Source organism: Pandoraea terrae, from assembly GCF_902459695.1.
Classification (GTDB): Bacteria; Pseudomonadota; Gammaproteobacteria; order Burkholderiales; family Burkholderiaceae; genus Pandoraea; species Pandoraea terrae.
The window spans coordinates 1-17,481 of sequence record NZ_CABPRZ010000024.1 but is presented as its reverse complement, the minus strand read 5'-3'; the positions used below and the strand labels follow the sequence as shown (position 1 = coordinate 17,481).

The following is a 17,481-nucleotide window of genomic DNA, read 5'->3' as shown; positions in this document are numbered from 1 at the left end:
TGCACGCATTGTGGTGTCTCCATCGTTATAGGGATAATGGGCGAATAGCGCATCTGCGTTTGCCGCGCGATCCTGTATTGCCACGCTGGCATTGTAGAAGAGCGAATCTTTCAACAAGCTTTCGCTAGGTGATGGTTTTCTCCAAGGGTCTTCCCGAGGTTTACGGCACTACCGGACGTGTTGCGCCGCAGCATTGCAGGACTGCGCCCCGGCCGTCGGACAACCATGGCAAGATGCGCGACACGTTCGTTTGAGGAGCCGCCGGCGTCATGAAACTACTGCTGATCGAAGACAACGAGACGCTCGCCCATTGGCTCACGCGCATGCTGCGCGAGAACAATTTCACCGTCGACACGGCGCGCGACGGAGATGTGGCCGACCGTCTGCTGCAGACGGAAACCTACGATGTCGTGCTGCTCGACCTGATGTTACCCAAGCTTGGCGGCAAGCATGTGCTGCGCCGGCTGCGCGAGCGCCGCAATAATGTGCCGGTGCTGATCCTCACCGCCAGCGGGTCCGTCGACGAAAAGGTCGATTGCCTTGGCGCGGGGGCGGACGATTATCTCGTCAAGCCCTTCGAGGTCCGGGAGCTGATCGCGCGCATCAAGGCGCTCGTGCGGCGCCAGGCGCCCGAGCAAGGGGCCGAACTGGTCTGCGCCGATCTCGTATACAACACCGGCACACGGCAATTCGCCATCGCGGGCGTGCCGCTGGCCTTGCCGGCGCGCGAGCATGCCGTGCTGGAAATCCTCATGCGCCGCCAAGGCAAGACCGTCTCGAAAACCGCGTTGATGGACGGCGTCTTCGGGTTGGACGACGAACCGAGCGCGGACGCCATCGAAATCTACATCCACCGGCTGCGCAAGAAGCTCGAACCGTGCCGCGCCGCAATCATGACGCTGCGCGGCCTGGGCTATCTTCTGCGGGAAAAAGATGCTTAGCCTGCGCGTACGGTTGCTGATGTGGCTGATGCTGCCCCTGTCGCTCTATATCGGCGGCAGCGCGTGGATGGCGTGGCACAGCGCGCGCGATACGGCCGAACTGGTACAGGATCGCGCCCTGCTGACGTCCGCGCAGGTCATCGCGGGCGAGCTGGCCTGGGTCGACGGAACCTTGCGCGCGCCGATCCCGCCGTCTGCGCTCGAACTGTTCGCCTCGCCCGAGCGTGACCGCGTGTACTACCAGGTCATCACGGAAGAGGGACGCCTGCTCGCCGGGCCGCCCGATTTTCCGCATCCGCCGCTGTTCCCGGCCGTGCCGCCGGCGTATCACACGATCACGTTCAACGACGAGCCGCTGCGGGTCGTGAGCTATGTCCGCACGATGTACGATTCGGGCGTGCCGCATCGCGTGGCGATTGTGGTGGCCGAAACCATGCGGGCGCATGACCAGATGGTCACGGCATTGTGGGAACCCTCGCTGCACCGGCAGATCGCGATGGCCGCGCTGGCAGCCGTGCTGGTCCTGATCGGCCTGACCGTCGAACTGCGCCCGCTGATCCGCCTGAAAGACGAAGTCGCCGGACGCTCGCCGCAAGAACTTGTGCCGATCCGCGCGGGCCAGCTGCAGACGGAGCTGAGGCCGATCGTCGATGCCATCAACCTGTGCATCCAGCGCCTTTCCGCGCAGGCCGCACAGCAACGCCGCTTCATTGCCGACGCCGCCCATCAGTTACGCACGCCGCTCACGCTCATCGATACGCAACTCCAGTTTGCCGCCCGGCTCGAGGACCGCGCGGCGCTGGCCGACGTCATCCGGGCGATGCAAACGAGCAGCCGGGGCATGACCGATCTGACCAACAAGCTCCTGCTCCTGTCGCAGGCCGAATCGTCCGACACGCCCGCGTTCTCGCGCCAGCGCGTGGATCTGGCCGCGGTAGCGGCCGGCGTGCTGGAGGAACTGGTCGCGCTGGCCCAGCGGCGCAACATCGACCTCGGTTTCGAGTGCGACGCTCCACACGTCTGGGTCAGCGGCAATGTGGAACTGTTTCACGCGATGGTCATGAACCTCGTCGATAATGCGATCCGCTATATTCCGGACGGCGGCCGTGTCACCGTTTCGATTACCCAGGACACTGCGCACTCGCGTCTTTCGGTGATCGACAACGGTCCGGGGATTCACGCCGAAGCGCGTCAGCGCGTATTCGAGCGCTTCTATCGCAACGCCGCCCCGGGCCAGGAAGGGACCGGCCTCGGGCTTGCGATCGTCAAGGAAATCGTGACTGCCAGTCAGGGCACGGTGACGCTCGGCCCGGATGCGCAGGGGCAAGGCTTGACTGTCTGTGTCACGCTCCCCCTCGACATCGGGGACGCCACCCACGCGTAAACCCTTAGGCCCATGCCAGCGGCGTCGCAACTAGTATGAAGTCCATCAAAAAAGAACGCCGTAACAATCGGCTATATTGGAAAGCGTCGCTTGAAACATGCGCTCAACTACCAGCGCTAGGACAAACCCTGATATATTTAGGGGTATCACAGAATTTCCCTCATGCAAACGAGAAGTTATTGATCCGTATCAATGAGTTACGTTTCGCTGTCAACCGCGGGATGGGCTCCCGCGTGTAATTGTGACGAAATGTAAAGTTTGTTAAATTCCGTCTGGGATCTCGCCGTGTATTTCGCGGTACGAGGCATTTTATTCAGGGATGTTTTCCATGCCGTACCTCATCGATCCTGTTGCGCGGGCCGGACGTTGCGCCCCCTCGAGGGACGCGGCGCAACGTTCGTTATCAATCATCGCCCAGAAAATCGATGCCGCCCGCGAGGCCGAGCGGGTCCGACTCGCGCGTGAACTGCACGACGAACTCGGTGCACAGCTGACGGCATTGCAACTGGCCGGCGCGCGTCTGTCGCAGCGCCCGCCGCGTAATGCCGCCGAATGGCAGACGATGTGCGCACAATTGCAGCACGCCATCGACGCCACGCAGGATGCCGCGGGGGCATTGGTCGGCCGTCACCAGCCGCCGGCGCTCGACGCCGGACTCGTGCCCGCCTTGCGGGCCCATGTGCATCAGTGCTTCGCTGACAACAGCCCTGCCGCCATCTGGCGCTGCGACGACGATACCGCTGCGCGCGTCGCGCAGCTTTCGCCCCCCGCCGCATTGGCTTTATATCGGATTGCGCAGGAAGCGCTCACTAACATCGCACGTCACGCCCATGCTACGCGCGTGATGGTCGCGCTCGACGGCGGCCGTAGCGCGCTCAAGCTCACCGTGTCGGACGACGGCGCGGGACTCGCGCCCGGCGCGCGTCACCGCAAGGGACATTTCGGCCTGAGCGGCATGCGTGAACGTTGCGTGGCGCTGGGCGGCAGCCTGCGCGTATCGAGTACTCCGGGCGCGGGCACCACCGTGTGTGCGCGCCTGCCGTGGCAACACATCCTCTCCAGCCCGGCCGGCGATGCCGAACATGCCGGTGCTGCCGCGAGTCCTCTCGCTTTCCACGGATCAATAACATGACGCTAAGAGTGCTTATCGTCGACGACCATGCCATTGTGCGGCAAGGCGTTCGGCAACTGCTCTCCGACAGCGGGAGCATCGTGGTCGTCGGCGAAGCCGAATGCGGCGCCGAAGCCCTCGAGATGGCAGAATCGGCCCACTGGGACATGGTGCTGCTCGACATCTCCCTGCCCGATATCAACGGCCTCGAAATCCTGAAGTCGTTGCGGCGGCGCCACCCGCGCCTGCCGGTCATGATCTTCAGCATGTACGGCGAGGGCCAGTTCGCGCTCCGGGCGCTCAAGGCCGGCGCCGCCGGCTATTTGAGCAAGCGCTCGAACGCCCAGCAACTCGTGTCTGCCGTGCGGCAGGTCGCGACAGGCCGCAAATACGTCAGCCCGATGGTTGCCGAAACGCTGGCCGACTTCCTTGGCCCCGATGCCGACCAACCCCCGCATGAGAAGCTGTCCGACCGCGAATATCAGACGTTGTGCATGATCGGTTCGGGCAAACGCCTGACCGATATTGCCAATGCGCTGTCGCTGTCGGTCAAGACCGTGAGCGTGTACCGCACGCGCTTGCTGGAAAAGATGCGATTGTCGAACAATGCCGAGCTCACCTATTACGTGATGCAACACGGCCTGGTCTCCGCGGAAATGGGCCCGATGGTCGCATAAGCGGCCATCGCGCGCTCTCCGCCGTCCCGGATGACTGTCACTTTTCCGGAAAATAAGCCTCTCGGCAGCTGACAAGGGCGGAATTGACACCGCTTTTGCCATTTCCTTGGCCGATGGCGCGGATTCCGCCTGCCCTACACTTCCTGAATACCTTTCCCAGGTTTTGGCCGTGCGCCGCCGGCCCGGCTGTCGGGGTTTGTCATGCAAATTGTCTGGCAGCCCCTAAATTTTTTCGAGCGCCGGTCGATAACCCTTTCAACGGCGGCTTTTCGGCGATTTGGCTAGAGAGCCAAAGTTACGGCGCTAGAGCCGGAGCCAAAAAAATTTTGGGAAAAGGAGTGGCTAAATGTCATCTGTCATCAATACCAATATCTTCTCGCTGGTTGCACAACGTAACCTGAGCTCGTCGCAGTCGGGCCTGCAAACCTCGATCACGCGCCTGTCTTCGGGTATGCGCATCAACAGCGCCGCCGACGATGCTGCCGGCCTGGCGATCGCGGACCGCATGACGGCCCAGCTCAACGGCACGTCGCAAGCGCAGCGCAACGCCAACGACGGCATCTCGCTGGTGCAAACCGCGACGGGCGCCCTGTCGGCGATCACGGACAACCTGCAACGTATCCGTACGCTGGCCGTTCAATCGACCAACTCGACGAACTCGACCTCGGACCGCGCCGCACTGGACCAGGAAGTCCAGCAGCGTCTGGCTGAAGTGAACCGCCTCGCGACGCAAACGTCGTTCAACGGCCTGAACGTGCTCGACGGCTCGATGGGCACGGCGAACTTCCAGGTGGGCGCCAACGCCGGCCAGACCATCTCGGTCAACCTGTCGCAAAGCATGACGGTCTCCAGCATTGGTTCGGTTGCGCAAATGACGTCGGCGAAAAACCCGCTGAGCTATACGGTCTCGGACTTGGCAGTCACGTTCGATAAAGCAGGCGCCAATGTGACGCAGGCCGTCAAGGCCGGCACCTACAATAGCGCGGCGGACCTGGCCACGGCGATCAACGCCGCCGCGCAGACTGCCGGCTTCACGGGCAACGTCGCTTCGGTCAATTCGAACGGCGAACTCGCCCTGACCAACACCGACGCGGCGAAAACGTTGACGTTCAGCGGCGCGACCGACACGGCTGCAGGTGCGCTCAACATCAGCACGGCGAACGTCGCTGCTGGCGCCACCATCAACTCGGCGAACGTTGCCGCAACGTACTCGCAGAACCTGGCTGCGGGCGACCTGGTGCTCACGGTCAACGGCAAGGCCACCAACATCACCGGCAAAATGAACAGCGCCGGCGACCTGGCCAACGCGATCAACTCGTCGAACAGCGGTGTAAACGCCTACGTCGACAATACCGGCGCGATGCACCTGAGCTCGGGCCAGGCATTCCAGATCAGCGGCGGCACGGCAGCGATCCTGACCAAGCTGGGCCTGCCGACGGCTGCCACGACGTACGCCACGAGCGGCAGCCTGGCGCAATCCGACGTCAAGACGGTCAACAGCGCCACGCTGATGCTGTCGCAGATCGACTCGGCCATCAGCACCGTCGACACGATGCAGTCGACCCTGGGCGCTATTCAAAACCGCTTCCAGTCGACGATTTCGAGCCTGTCGACCACGTCGCAAAACCTGACCACGGCGCGTTCGGGCGTGCAAGACACCGACTACGCTTCGGAAACGGCCAACCTGACCAAGTCGCAGATCCTGCAACAAGCCGGTATCTCGATGCTGGCGCAGGCAAACCAACTGCCGCAACAAGTGCTGAAGCTTCTCCAGTAAGCGCCTGATTGGCAGTGAAGTCAGCCCGGCGGCAGTCCAGCCGGGCCGCCGGCGGCGCCACCTTCGCGGGGGGCGCCGCCGCAAGCATTACAAAGGCTTCGTTTCTTTGACGCCGGCGTTTTGCGCGTTGAGCAACTTTTGAGAGAGTGAGCGATTTATGGCGACTACCGGCACCAGTACCACGGGCTCCATTTCGTCCCCCGGCATCGGCTCCGGGCTGGACGTCAATGCGCTGGTCACCAGCCTGATGCAGCCCGCCTCGCAAAAGCTCAGCTTGCTCAAGGCGCAAGAGGCCAGTTACCAGACCAAGGTGTCAGCACTCGGCAGTCTCCAGTCGGCGCTGAGTTCGTTCCAGTCGTCGCTGTCGAGCCTGTCATCGGCGTCGTCGTTCCTGCAGATGAGCGCCACCGCAGGCGATGCGACGCTCCTCACGTCGTCGGCCGACACGACCGCAAAAGCCGGCAGCTACACGATCAATACGACGCAACTGGCGCAGGCGCAGAGTCTTACGACGAACGGCGTATCGGACCCGGCCGCCTCGATCGGCAGCGGCACCTCGACCACGCTGACCTTCAGCTTCGGCACGATTTCCGGCGGCACGCTTGCCAACGGCACGTATACCGGTGCCAGCTTCTCGCCGAACGCCTCGCAAGCGCCGTTCTCGGTGACCATCACGAACCAGAACAACTCGCTGCAAGGTATCCGCGACGCGATCAACGCCGCGAACGGCGGCGTGACGGCCACCATCGTCAATGACGGCAGCAGCACACCCAACCGGCTCGTCCTGACGTCGACCCAGACCGGCCAGACGATGAGCATGAAGGTCGACGTCGCCGCCGGTGGCGATGCCGCGCTGACCAGCATGCTGGCCTACGATCCGGCCGGCACGCAAAACATGACGCAGACAGCCGCCGGCCAGAACGCCAACCTGACGATCAACGGCCTCGCTGTCACGAGCACGACGAACACAGTGAAGAACGCCGTGCAGGGCCTGTCGATGACCTTGCTCAAGACGGGCACGACCACCGTCAGCGTCAACAACAACAGCGATGGCGTCACCAAGGCCGTCAATGATTTCGTGTCCGCCTACAATACGCTGCATGCCGCGATCGGCAAGCTGACGTATTTCGACAAATCGGGCGCTACCAAGGGCAGCACGTCAAACAACAACGGACCTCTGATCGGCGACACGACCACCCAGTTGATCGAGACGCGAATCCAGCAGATCCTGAACGCCAAACTGCCTGGCGTATCGGGCTCGACCCTGACCTCGCTCGCGGACATCGGTGTGTCGTTCCAGGCCGGCGACGGTTCCGGCAGCGCCACCGACACGAGCGGGCAGCTCGCCGTCGATACGAGCAAGCTGCAGAAGGCCATCGCCTCCGGAGGCTTCGCCCAGCTTGCCTCGCTGCTCGCAACCAACGGCACGCCCTCCGACAGTCTCATCACCTACCAGGGCTCGACCAGTGCTACGCAGCCGGGCCAGTACGATGTGACCGTTTCGCGGCTTGCGACGCAGGGCACCCTCACGTCGAACGCGACGCTTGGCGCCAATACCGTCATCAACGGCACCAACAACACGCTGACGGTGCAGGTCGACGGCACCAGCACGACCATCACCATCCCGAACGGCACCTACACACCGGACAAGATGGCCGCCGCGCTGCAAGCCGCGATCAACGGCAACTCGCAGTTCGTCAGCAACGGCTCGTCCGTCACCGTCAAGCAGAACGGCGGCGTCCTTTCCGTGACGTCCAACCGATACGGCTCCGCCTCCAACGTTCGCGTGACGTCGGGTAGCGCCATGACGACCTTGTTCGGTGCGGGTGTGTCGCCCAGCACCGACGGCGTAGACGTCGCGGGTACGATCGGCGGCATAGTCGCCACAGGCAGCGGCCAGAGTCTGACCGGCGCACCGGGCTCCACAACGGAGGGGCTCAAGATTCAGGTCACAGGCACCAATCTTGGCAATCGCGGGACCATCAATTTCTCGCAAGGCTACGCGACACTGCTGACGAACCAGATTGGCGATTTCCTGAGCACCAAGGGGGCGATCAGCACTGCAACGACAAACCTGAATGCCAGCATCGCGCAAGTCCAGCAACAGGAAACCGATTGGCAGTCTCAGATGACCCAGATGCAGAACCGCTATCTGGCGCAGTTCACTGCGCTCGATACGACGATGTCGAAGCTGCAGAACACCAGCGACTACCTGAAGCAGGTGCTGGGCGGCTCGTCCTCGTCGTCTTCCTCGTCGAAGTAAGTCAGCCAGCGCATCGGAGATATTCATGTACGGTCAAACCGCTGCCAACGCCTATCGCAAGGTCGGACTCGAGACCGGCGTACTCGCCGCCAGTCCGCACCAGCTTGTCATGATGCTGTTCGACGGCGCACACGCCGCGCTGCTCAGGGCCCAACTCTTCTTCGAGCAAGGCAATATCGCCGAGCGCGGCACCGCCCTCGGCAAGGCCATCTCGATCATCGGCGGCCTCAAGGACGGACTCAACCCGGAAATCGGCGGTGAACTTTCTGCCAACCTCGCGAATCTGTACGATTACATGACGCTGAAGTTGCTCGAAGCGAACCTCGAGAACGACCCGGCGAAGGTGCAGGAAGTCGACGGCCTGCTCGACACCATTGCTTCCGCCTGGCGCGCTATCGCGCCGGCATCCGGCACGGGTGCTCCCGCCGCGCAGGCGGGCACCGGAGTGCGATATGAATAACGCCACGACCTTGTTGAACTGCTACGAACGCATCGCCGGCCTGACCGAACGCATGCTGGTTGTCGCCCGCGACGGCGACTGGGAAGCCCTCGTCGATCTGGAAGCGCAATACCGCGCGCAGGTCGACGCGATCAAACAACTCGACGCCGAACTGCCGCTCGATGAAGCGCAGCGCGCGCGCAAGCACGCCATCATCCGGCGTATCCTGGCCGACGACGCCGCTATCCGGGATCTCGTCGTGCCGCGTCTCGCCCACCTCGATGCCATGATCATCAGCACGCGCCGCCAACGCGCCCTGCACGAGGTGTACGGACTGAACCTGGGCGTCTGACGCGCGGCCCCGCGCGTCGTCGACGTCCTCGCCTTCGAGGGAGCCTGGCATGGCCGGCATGGATTCGGTGCTCGCCGCAGCGCTTGCGCGTCGCCTCGACTCGCTGCTCGGCCTGAGCCAAGGCGCGTCGAATACTGGCACGCCCTCGGCGGTCGCCGCCACCGCGCCCGTCGGCGCCGCCACGTCCACGCATGCCGAACTGACCACGCAGACGTCGTCAGCGGCGATCGGCACATCGACGACGCCGGCCAACGTCGCCCCGTATGCGCCGCCACCCGGCCAGCAGACAACCCTTTCCGCCGCCGCGCGTACCATCGACACCATCCTGCGCCTCGCGCCGGACAATCCCGGCGCCGTCAAAAGCGCCACGCCCATCTGGCCGGTGCCGCCCGGACAGGGCGCGCCGGCGCTCGCGCCGCTGCTGGCCGGCGCCCTGAAGGATGCGCTGGCCACCAGCGGCCTGTTCTACGAAGCGCACCTGTCGCAATGGGCGGCCGGCAGCCGGGCATTCGAACAACTGCAGCTGGAACCGCAGCTGCGCTGGCCGGCCGAAGCCAATCTCGCCGCGCGACTGTTGGCTGCGGGCGGCGACGCGACCTTGCCGTTGGTCGACTCCGCCGCTAATCTGTCGCCGGCGCCGCCGGCGACGCCGGAAGGCGATGCGGCCGGCGCGCGGCCGGCGCCGTGGCTCGCAGCGGACGGCGACAGTGCGGCATCGGGCGGTCTGCATACCAGCGCCAACCTGCCAAATACCGCCACCGCCCTGGCCCACGCGGCAAGCCTGTCGCAGGCCGTCACCAGTGTGTTACCCGGACACGCGGCAGCCGGCCCCGCATATGCACCGGGTCTCGGGAGTGAGGGTGCCAACATGAACGCCGCCGGCCTCCCGCAGCACGCCGCCGCAGCCATGACCGCCGCCGTCAATGTCCCGCCCGAGAGTGTGACGATGCTGCGCCAGCAGTTGGAAATGTTGGTCAATCCTCAGTTCCAGTGGAGCGGGCAGGCATGGCCGGGCGCGGCGCTCGAATGGCAGGTCGAGGAACGTCCCGCGCGCACGGGAGCGGAAGCGTTCGCGCCCGCGTCGACCTGGCATACCCATCTGCGACTGACCCTGCCGACGCTGGGCACCGTCGACGTGACGCTCGGACTCTCGGGCCAGCAACTGCAGGCGAAGCTGTTGACGGACGCGCCTGCGACGTTGGCGCAGCTGTCGTCAGGCAGCGAGGATTTGCGTCAACGGTTCGCGTCGGCCGGCCTGATCGCGAGCCAGTTGACGTTTGGCGCGATCGACGATACGCCGCTGGCGGGCCTCCGGGGGTCGGATATACCGGGGACTGCCACGGGCGCCGGTTCTGCCGTGCCGCAAGCGTCGGCATCGCCCGAAGGAGATGTTGCATGAGCCTGCCATCGTCGGAACGCCGCACCGCCGTTGCCCTTGCGTATGGCGCCAAGGACAATGCCCCGCGTGTCGTCGCCAAGGGTTACGGCCTGTTGGCCGACACGATCGTGCGCACCGCGCGCGACCACGGCCTGTACGTGCACGAGTCGCCGGAACTGGTCGGCCTGCTGATGCAGGTCGATCTCGATCAACGGATTCCGCCGCAGCTCTATCAGGCCGTCGCTGAACTGCTCGCCTGGCTCTATCGCCTCGAAGCGGCAAAAGGCGGTGATGCGAGCGGGAAATCGCTGCCGTTGCCGCCGGGCGCAGGGTTGTTTGCCCCGGCGACCGATCCCGCACCGCCATTACCCGCGTCTTCTGAAGATTGAGTCAACGGTGAAGCGGCGCGCCGGGCATCACACCGACATATTCATCACGTTGGTATAGGCCGAAACCAGCTTGTTGCGTACCTGCAGGCTCATCTGGAAGCCGATGTTGGCCTTCTGCAGATCGACCATGACATCGTTCAGGGCCACGCCCGGGGCGCCCATTTCAAACGCCTGCGCCTGCGCTTGCGCGCCATCCTGCGCCGACGACACCCGTTGCAGCGACGCCTGCAGTTCTGCGGCGAATCCCCCTGGCGACGCGCCCGTGGCGGCTGCCGCGGCGCTGCTCGTGCTCGACAGGCCCGCCGCCTGCGCGGCCACGCTGCCCAGCTTCTGCAATACGGATTCGATTCCCGGGATTGCCATCGTCAGTGTCCTTGAGTGCTTCGATGCCCGCCGCGCCGCCCGGATCGCCATCCGGCCCAACGCAAGGCCCTTTATCAGTCAGGCCGCAGCTTAGCACTCCCGCGCAATCCCCCAACACCCTAATTGGTGGCAAAACACCACGTTATTCCATGGACCGATTCCACATTCGGCGGCGAATAATCCCGAACATCGGCATCGTGCGTGCGGCGACGTTTGCGCCTCGACGACACCCCGCCCAAGCACCCTGCCACGCGTATCCGGAGACCCCTGTCGCATGTTAGTGAGCACTTCCATCGCATCAATTCATTGGTTGTCGCGGGGCCAGGCATGAATGCCGCCACGCAAACGACCGACGACGCCGGCAAGCCGCCGCTGCTTGCGCAGTTGCGCTCGCGCGAACGCCTGCCGCTGCTGATTGCGGCGGCGGCGATCATCGCAGCGTTGATCGCGGCGTTCCTGTGGAGCCGTGCGCCCGATTACAAGGTCCTGTACAGCAATCTGGGCGATCGGGACGGCGGCGCGATCATCACCTCGCTGCAGCAGATGAATGTGCCGTACAAATTCGCAGAAGGCGGCGGCGCCATCCTCGTGCCCGCCGAACAGGTGCACGAAACGCGTCTGCGGCTGGCCTCGCAGGGCCTGCCCAAGGGCGGACTCGTCGGCTTCGAACTGATGGACAACCAGAAGTTCGGCATCAGCCAGTTCGCGGAACAAGTCAACTATCAACGCGCCCTCGAAGGCGAACTCGCCCGCTCGGCCGAATCCCTCTCTGCCGTGCAGGCCGCGCGGGTGCATCTGGCCATTCCGAAACCCAGCGTGTTCGTGCGCGAGCAGCAAAAGCCCAGCGCCTCGGTCATCCTCACGCTGTATCCCGGTCGCGTCCTCGATGACGGGCAAGTCAGCGCGATCACCCATATGGTGTCGTCAAGCGTGCCGGAGCTGCCGCTCAAGAACGTCACGGTGCTCGATCAGAACGGGAATCTGCTGTCGGCGCCGTCCGGCAATGCCAATGGGCTCGACGCCAGCCAGCTCAAGTACGTTCGCGAAGTCGAGCAGGCGTACGTTCGCCGCATCGAGGCGATTCTCAACCCGATCCTGGGCGCAGGCAATGTGCACGCGCAGGTGACGGCCGACGTCGACTTCAACAGCGTCGAGCAGACGGCCGAGAGCTATAAGCCGAACTCGGGCGATCAGGCCGTGCGCAGCCAGCAGAGCAGCGAAGCCAGCCAGATCGGCACCAACCCGGCGGGCGGCGTGCCGGGCGCGCTGTCGAACCAGCCGCCGGCCACCCCGACCGCGCCGATCACAAATCCGAACCAGGTCGCCACGGCTGGCGCCGCCAGCGCCGTTCAGGGCCCGCGCAGCGACCGCAAGGACGCCACGGTCAACTTCGAAGTCGATCGTACGATCCGTCACGTGCAGCAGGCCACGGGCGCGGTCAAGCGCCTGTCCGCCGCCGTTGTCGTGAACTTCCGTCCGGGCGTCGACGCCAAGGGCAAACCCGCCTTGGTCGCCCTGCCGCAGGCCCAGCTCGATCAGGTCCAGAACCTCGCCAAGGAAGCCATGGGCTTCTCGGGCCAGCGCGGCGACACGTTGAACGTCGTCAACAGCCCGTTCACGGTCGCGGAAGACCCGTTTGCGAATCTGCCGTGGTACCGCCAGCCGGCCAACATCGAACTGGCCAAGCAGATCGGCAAGTGGGCCCTGATCACGTTGGTCGGTCTGTATCTGTGGTTCGGCGTGGTGCGTCCGGCCCTCAAGAAGCATCTAACCGCGCCGCCGCCGGCAGAGCCGTCGCTCGCCGCAGGCGCGCCGGGCGGCACGGCAGGCAGGGGCGACGGCGCAGCCCGCGCCGATGGCCAGGGCGAATCGGGCGCGGCCGCGGAGCAGAGTGCCTACGAGCGCAACTTGCAGTACGCGCGCCAGGTGGCGCGTCAGGATCCGAAAATTGTGGCAACCGTCGTGAAAGCATGGGTGGGTGGCGATGAGCGCTGAGGGACTCCAACGCAGCGCCATCCTGTTGATGTCGCTGGGCGAAGACGAAGCGGCCGAGGTGTTCAAATACCTCGCCCCGCGTGAAGTGCAGAAACTCGGCGCAGCGATGGCCACGCTCAAGCAGGTCTCGCGCGAGCAGATCGCCGACGTCCTGCAGGACTTCTGTCTGGAAGCCGAACAGCATTCGGCGCTCTCGCTCGATTCGAGCGAGTACATCCGTTCCGTGCTGAACAAGGCGCTCGGCAGCGACAAGGCCGCAGGACTGATCGAACGGATCCTGCAAGGCGGCGACACCAGCGGCATTGAAGGCCTCAAGTGGATGGACTCGACGGCCGTGGCGGAACTGATCCGTCACGAGCACCCGCAGATCATCGCCACGATCCTGGTGCACCTCGACCGCGATCAGGCGTCGGAAGTGCTCGGCTGCTTCACGGAACGCCTGCGCAACGACGTCGTGCTGCGAATCGCTACGCTCGACGGCATTCAGCCGACGGCCCTGCGCGAACTCAACGACGTGCTCACGAAGCTGTTGTCCGGCACGGAAAACATCAAACGCAGCCCGATGGGCGGCGTGCGCACCGCTGCGGAAATCCTCAACTACCTTGGCGGCACGCATGAGGAATCGGTCATCGAAGCCGTGCGCGATTACGACGCCGAGCTCGCCGCGAAGATCGTCGAGGAAATGTTCGTGTTCGAGAACCTGCTCGATGTCGAAGACCGCAGCATCCAGGTGCTGCTCAAGGAAATCGAGTCGGAATCGCTCATCATCGCGCTCAAGGGCGCGCCGACCGAGCTGCGCGAGAAATTCCTCAAGAACATGTCGCAGCGTGCCGCCGAACTGCTGCGCGAGGATCTCGAGTCGCGCGGACCGGTGCGCGTCTCCGAAGTCGAAGCCGAACAGAAGAAGGTGCTGCAAGTGGTGCGGCGCCTGGCGGACCAGGGCGCCATCGTCATCGGCGGCCGTGGCGACGACGCTTACGTGTAACCGCGAACGAGGCCACACATGAGCTCGACCATCATCCCGAAGGAACGCTTGAGCGCCTACCAGCGCTGGGAGATGGCGTCGTTCGATCCGGCCCCGCCGGCGCCCCCGCCGCCGCCCAGGCCGCTGGACGATCCCGCGTTGGTGGCGCAGATCGCGCAGTGGCGCGAAGAGGCACGCGCCGCAGGCCATGCCGAGGGCCACGCCGCCGGGTATGAGGCCGGCTACGCCGCCGGACAATCGGCCGGGCGCGCCGAAGTCGAGGCCCGCGCCGCGCAGTTGGCCGATCTGGCGCATGCATTCGGCAACGCCGTCGAATCGATCGACGCGGACATCGCCGAGCCGCTGCTCACGCTCGCGCTCGACATCGCGCGGCAAGCATTGCGCCAGACGCTGGCGGTTCACCCGGAAGCGTTGCTGCCGGTCGTGCGCGAGCTGCTTGCCCACGATCCGCTGACGGGCGCGCCGCGCCTGCTGCTCAATCCCGACGACGTGGCACTCGTCGAGGCGCATCTGAAAGACGAACTCGACGCGGCCGGCTGGACCGTGCGCGCCGACCCGACGATCGCTCGCGGCGGCTGCAAGGCGCAGGCGGCGAGCGGTGAAATCGATGCGACGCTGCCGACCCGCTGGGAACGCGTCGTCGCCGCACTGGGGCGTGATCTGCCATGGTGACATCCGAGTTCGCTCCCCTCGTACCGAAACGCATCGTGCTGCCGGTCGACCCGGCGGCCGACGCCGCGGCGCACGACGCGCCGCATGAAGTGCCGGTGCCCGCCAACGACGCCACGAGGCCGTCGGTACGACTGTGGGATGAACTCGACACGATGCCGCTGCCGGCGAGCGAAACCCCGGTGCCGCAGGTCGAGCCCCAAACACCGGCCCCGGCCGTACGCGCAGAGGCCCCGGCCGCCCACCATGAACTCGATGCCCGCAGCATTGCCCGCGACGCCCATCTGCGCCGATGGCAAAACGGCTTGCGCGAACACGCGCCGCGCGTGCACGCGGTCGAGCCGCTACGCCGTTGCGGCCGCCTGACGCGCGCCGCCGGACTCGTGCTCGAAGCCGTCGGGCTGCGCCTGCCGGTCGGTGCGGGCTGCCAGATCGAGCTGCCCGTGCATGACGCCTCGCGCGAGCCCGCGACCGCCGAAGCCGAGGTCGTCGGTTTTCATGGCGACCGGCTGTTCCTGATGCCGCAGACCGAAGTCGCGGGCCTGCTGCCCGGCGCTCGCGTGTTCCCGATGGATGCGGCCGCCGACAGCCCGCTCGGGGCCGTGCGTCACAACGGCAAACGCCTGCCCGTGGGCGATGCGCTGCTCGGCCGCGTCGTGGATGCCGCCGGCCGGCCGCTCGACGATTTTGGCCCGCTCGGCCAGACGGACAGCGCGTCGCTGACGTCCGCCCCGATCAACCCGCTCGGCCGCGCGCCGATCGAATCCGTGCTCGACGTGGGGGTGCGCGCAATCAATGCGCTGCTGACCGTGGGACGAGGGCAGCGCATGGGCCTGTTCGCCGGCTCCGGTGTCGGCAAGTCGGTGCTGCTCGGCATGATGGCGCGCTTCACCGAAGCCGAAGTGATCGTCGTCGGGCTGATCGGCGAACGCGGACGCGAAGTGAAGGATTTCATCGAGAACATTCTCGGCCCGGAGGGCCTCGCCCGCTCGGTCGTCGTTGCCGCCCCTGCCGACGTCTCGCCGCTGCTGCGCATGCAAGGCGCGGCCTACGCCACGGCGCTCGCCGAACACTTTCGCGATCAGGGCAAGGACGTCCTGCTCATCATGGATTCGCTCACCCGCTACGCCATGGCGCAGCGCGAGATCGCTCTCGCGATCGGCGAGCCGCCAGCGACCAAGGGCTACCCGCCTTCGGTCTTCGCCAAGCTGCCGGCGCTTGTCGAACGCACCGGCAACGGGCCCGACGGCGGCGGCTCCATCACGGCGTTCTACACAGTGCTGACCGAAGGCGACGACCAGCAGGACCCTATCGCCGACGCGGCGCGCGCGATTCTCGACGGCCACATTGTCCTGTCGCGCCACCTCGCCGAGTCGGGCCACTACCCGGCGATCGACATCGAAGCGTCCATCAGCCGGGCGATGGCGGCCTTGATCGACGACCCGCAATTTGACCAGGTGCGCCGTTTCAAGCAAATGCTCTCGCGCTTCCAGCGCAACCGCGACCTGATCAATGTGGGCGCCTATGCGCCCGGCAGCGATCCGATGCTCGATCAGGCAATCGAGCTTTATCCCCGTCTCGAGGCGTTCCTGCAACAGGGAATGCGCGAACGGGCCGGCTATTCGGACGCCGTGCATCAGTTGCACGGCCTGTTCCGCTAACGGAAGGCGGCCATGAATTCGCACCTGCCCCTGAAGTTGTTGATCGAACTGGCGCAAAAAGACGTCGACGAAGCCGCGAAACTGCTCGGCGACCGTCAGCGCCAACGCGCCGAAGTCGAACGGCAGCTCGAAGCGCTAAAGACATACCGCCACGAATACCGCTCGCGCATGCAGACCGCCACGCAAACCGGCATGGCCGGCGGCGATTGGCGCAACTTCCAGCAATTCATTGACACACTCGACAGCGCCATCGGCCAACAACAGATGTTGCTGCAACAGGCGCAGGACCGGCTCGAAGCCGCTCGCCGCGAGTGGCAGGCGCAGCAGCGCCGCCTCAATTCGTTCGGCACGCTTGCCACTCGCGCCCAGGCGCGCGAGGACCTGCGCGTCGCCCGCCGTGAACAGAAGGACAACGACGAATACGCTGCGCGCGCCACCCGCCGCCGCGCCGACACGTCGCCGCTTTAAGGACGCTTCCATGACGCCTCTGAACCTGCTCGCTCCCACATCCGCACAAGCGGGCAACGCCGTCATCAATGCTGTTACGGGCGGCAGTGGCGATGCGGCTGGCAACGCCGGCAACAGTGGCAACACGCCGTTCGCGACGATCCTGAATCAGCAAATTGCGCCGCAAGCAACGTCGGCATCGCAAACCTCGAGCCAGAACGGCACAAATGGCACGAACGGCGCCGGTGGCAACGCCAGCGCCCAGAACGCGCAGGCGACCGGCAATGCCCCGCCGGCCGACAAGACCGCAGGCGCCACGGACCCGGCGTCCGCAACCGGCGACAAGGCAGGCGGTGGCAAGACGGATTCCGCACAAGCCAAGGACGATGCCGGCCACGACAAGCCCGCCGACAAATCGCAGAACGCCGCCCAGCCGGCCGATCCGGCGGCAGCGCTGGCTGTCGCCCTGAACGCCATGGCCGCGGCGCCGCTGCAAACGCAACCCGTCGCCGCCGCAGCGCAAACCGACGCCGAAGCCAGCGCGGCGAACAAGTCGCCGGCGGCCGCGATTGCTGCCGCCGTAAATGGCGCACTGCAGGCCACGGGCGCCGCACAATTGCCGGGCCAGGCCGCTGCGGGCGCGGGCGCGG

Annotated in this window: 16 protein-coding genes and 1 pseudogene; 16 read left to right on the top strand and 1 reads right to left on the bottom strand. The window is 65.4% G+C overall.

The genetic code is table 11. From position 1 onward, the window contains the following. The first annotated feature begins 269 nt into the window (after positions 1-269). The 10 genes from PTE30175_RS21935 to PTE30175_RS21890 all read left to right on the top strand — a co-directional run bounded on the left by PTE30175_RS21935 (position 270) and on the right by PTE30175_RS21890 (position 10,711). Positions 270-941, top strand: coding sequence for a response regulator (locus tag PTE30175_RS21935; RefSeq protein WP_150699193.1), 672 nt, complete (start codon positions 270-272; stop codon positions 939-941). Then, positions 934-2,325 carry a sensor histidine kinase gene (locus PTE30175_RS21930; protein WP_224788919.1) on the top strand — a complete coding sequence of 464 codons (1,392 nt, stop codon included), beginning with the start codon at positions 934-936 and terminating at the stop codon, positions 2,323-2,325. The genes PTE30175_RS21935 and PTE30175_RS21930 overlap by 8 nt, the downstream gene beginning before the upstream one ends. A 328-nt stretch (positions 2,326-2,653) precedes the next feature. Beyond that, positions 2,654-3,457 (top strand): sensor histidine kinase, encoded by an 804-nt coding sequence (locus PTE30175_RS21925; RefSeq protein ID WP_191629173.1) that lies wholly within the window; start codon positions 2,654-2,656, stop codon positions 3,455-3,457. Beyond that, on the top strand, positions 3,454-4,113 hold the full coding sequence (locus PTE30175_RS21920) for a response regulator (protein ID WP_150699191.1): 660 nt from the start codon (positions 3,454-3,456) through the stop codon (positions 4,111-4,113). Before PTE30175_RS21925 ends, PTE30175_RS21920 begins: the two co-directional genes overlap by 4 nt. Before the next feature lie 346 nt (positions 4,114-4,459). Continuing rightward, a complete protein-coding gene (locus PTE30175_RS21915) occupies positions 4,460-5,890 on the top strand; it encodes a flagellin N-terminal helical domain-containing protein (protein WP_150699190.1) in 1,431 nt (476 codons plus the stop codon). A gap of 157 nt (positions 5,891-6,047) precedes the next feature. Further along, a complete protein-coding gene (fliD, locus tag PTE30175_RS21910) occupies positions 6,048-8,153 on the top strand; it encodes a flagellar filament capping protein FliD (RefSeq protein WP_150699189.1) in 2,106 nt (701 codons plus the stop codon). Between the two features lie 25 nt (positions 8,154-8,178). Further along, positions 8,179-8,613 carry a flagellar export chaperone FliS gene (gene fliS / locus PTE30175_RS21905; RefSeq protein WP_150699188.1) on the top strand — a complete coding sequence of 145 codons (435 nt, stop codon included), beginning with the start codon at positions 8,179-8,181 and terminating at the stop codon, positions 8,611-8,613. Beyond that, positions 8,606-8,944 (top strand): flagellar protein FliT, encoded by a 339-nt coding sequence (locus PTE30175_RS21900; protein ID WP_150699187.1) that lies wholly within the window; start codon positions 8,606-8,608, stop codon positions 8,942-8,944. The genes fliS and PTE30175_RS21900 overlap by 8 nt, the downstream gene beginning before the upstream one ends. 49 nt (positions 8,945-8,993) lie before the next feature. Beyond that, positions 8,994-10,343: a flagellar hook-length control protein FliK gene (fliK, locus tag PTE30175_RS21895; protein WP_150699186.1), complete on the top strand. Its 1,350-nt coding sequence runs from the start codon at positions 8,994-8,996 to the stop codon at positions 10,341-10,343. Next, positions 10,340-10,711, top strand: coding sequence for an EscU/YscU/HrcU family type III secretion system export apparatus switch protein (locus tag PTE30175_RS21890; protein ID WP_150699185.1), 372 nt, complete (start codon positions 10,340-10,342; stop codon positions 10,709-10,711). The genes fliK and PTE30175_RS21890 overlap by 4 nt, the downstream gene beginning before the upstream one ends. A gap of 27 nt (positions 10,712-10,738) precedes the next feature. Here the strand turns inward: PTE30175_RS21890 and fliE are convergent, their stop codons facing one another. Beyond that, positions 10,739-11,080, bottom strand: a complete 342-nt coding sequence (fliE, locus tag PTE30175_RS21885) for a flagellar hook-basal body complex protein FliE (protein WP_476703891.1) — start codon at positions 11,078-11,080, stop codon at positions 10,739-10,741. A gap of 321 nt (positions 11,081-11,401) precedes the next feature. Between fliE and fliF the strand changes: the two genes are divergently transcribed. The 6 genes and pseudogenes from fliF to PTE30175_RS21855 all read left to right on the top strand — a co-directional run. Beyond that, complete coding sequence (gene fliF, locus PTE30175_RS21880; protein WP_150699183.1) at positions 11,402-13,069, top strand: flagellar basal-body MS-ring/collar protein FliF; 1,668 nt, start codon at positions 11,402-11,404, stop codon at positions 13,067-13,069. After that, positions 13,059-14,054 (top strand): flagellar motor switch protein FliG, encoded by a 996-nt coding sequence (gene fliG, locus PTE30175_RS21875; protein WP_150699182.1) that lies wholly within the window; start codon positions 13,059-13,061, stop codon positions 14,052-14,054. The genes fliF and fliG overlap by 11 nt, the downstream gene beginning before the upstream one ends. 18 nt (positions 14,055-14,072) lie before the next feature. After that, on the top strand, positions 14,073-14,726 hold the full coding sequence (gene fliH / locus PTE30175_RS21870; RefSeq protein ID WP_150699181.1) for a flagellar assembly protein FliH: 654 nt from the start codon (positions 14,073-14,075) through the stop codon (positions 14,724-14,726). Between the two features lie 152 nt (positions 14,727-14,878). Further along, the gene (gene fliI, locus PTE30175_RS21865; protein WP_150699247.1) at positions 14,879-16,384 is read left to right on the top strand and encodes a flagellar protein export ATPase FliI; all 1,506 of its coding nucleotides are present in this window, start codon (positions 14,879-14,881) and stop codon (positions 16,382-16,384) included. Positions 16,385-16,396: 12 nt separating this feature from the next. Then, positions 16,397-16,852, top strand: coding sequence for a flagellar export protein FliJ (gene fliJ, locus PTE30175_RS21860; RefSeq protein ID WP_150699180.1), 456 nt, complete (start codon positions 16,397-16,399; stop codon positions 16,850-16,852). A 10-nt stretch (positions 16,853-16,862) separates the two neighbouring features. Next, a pseudogene (locus PTE30175_RS21855) lies at positions 16,863-17,481 on the top strand (hypothetical protein); the annotation flags it as partial.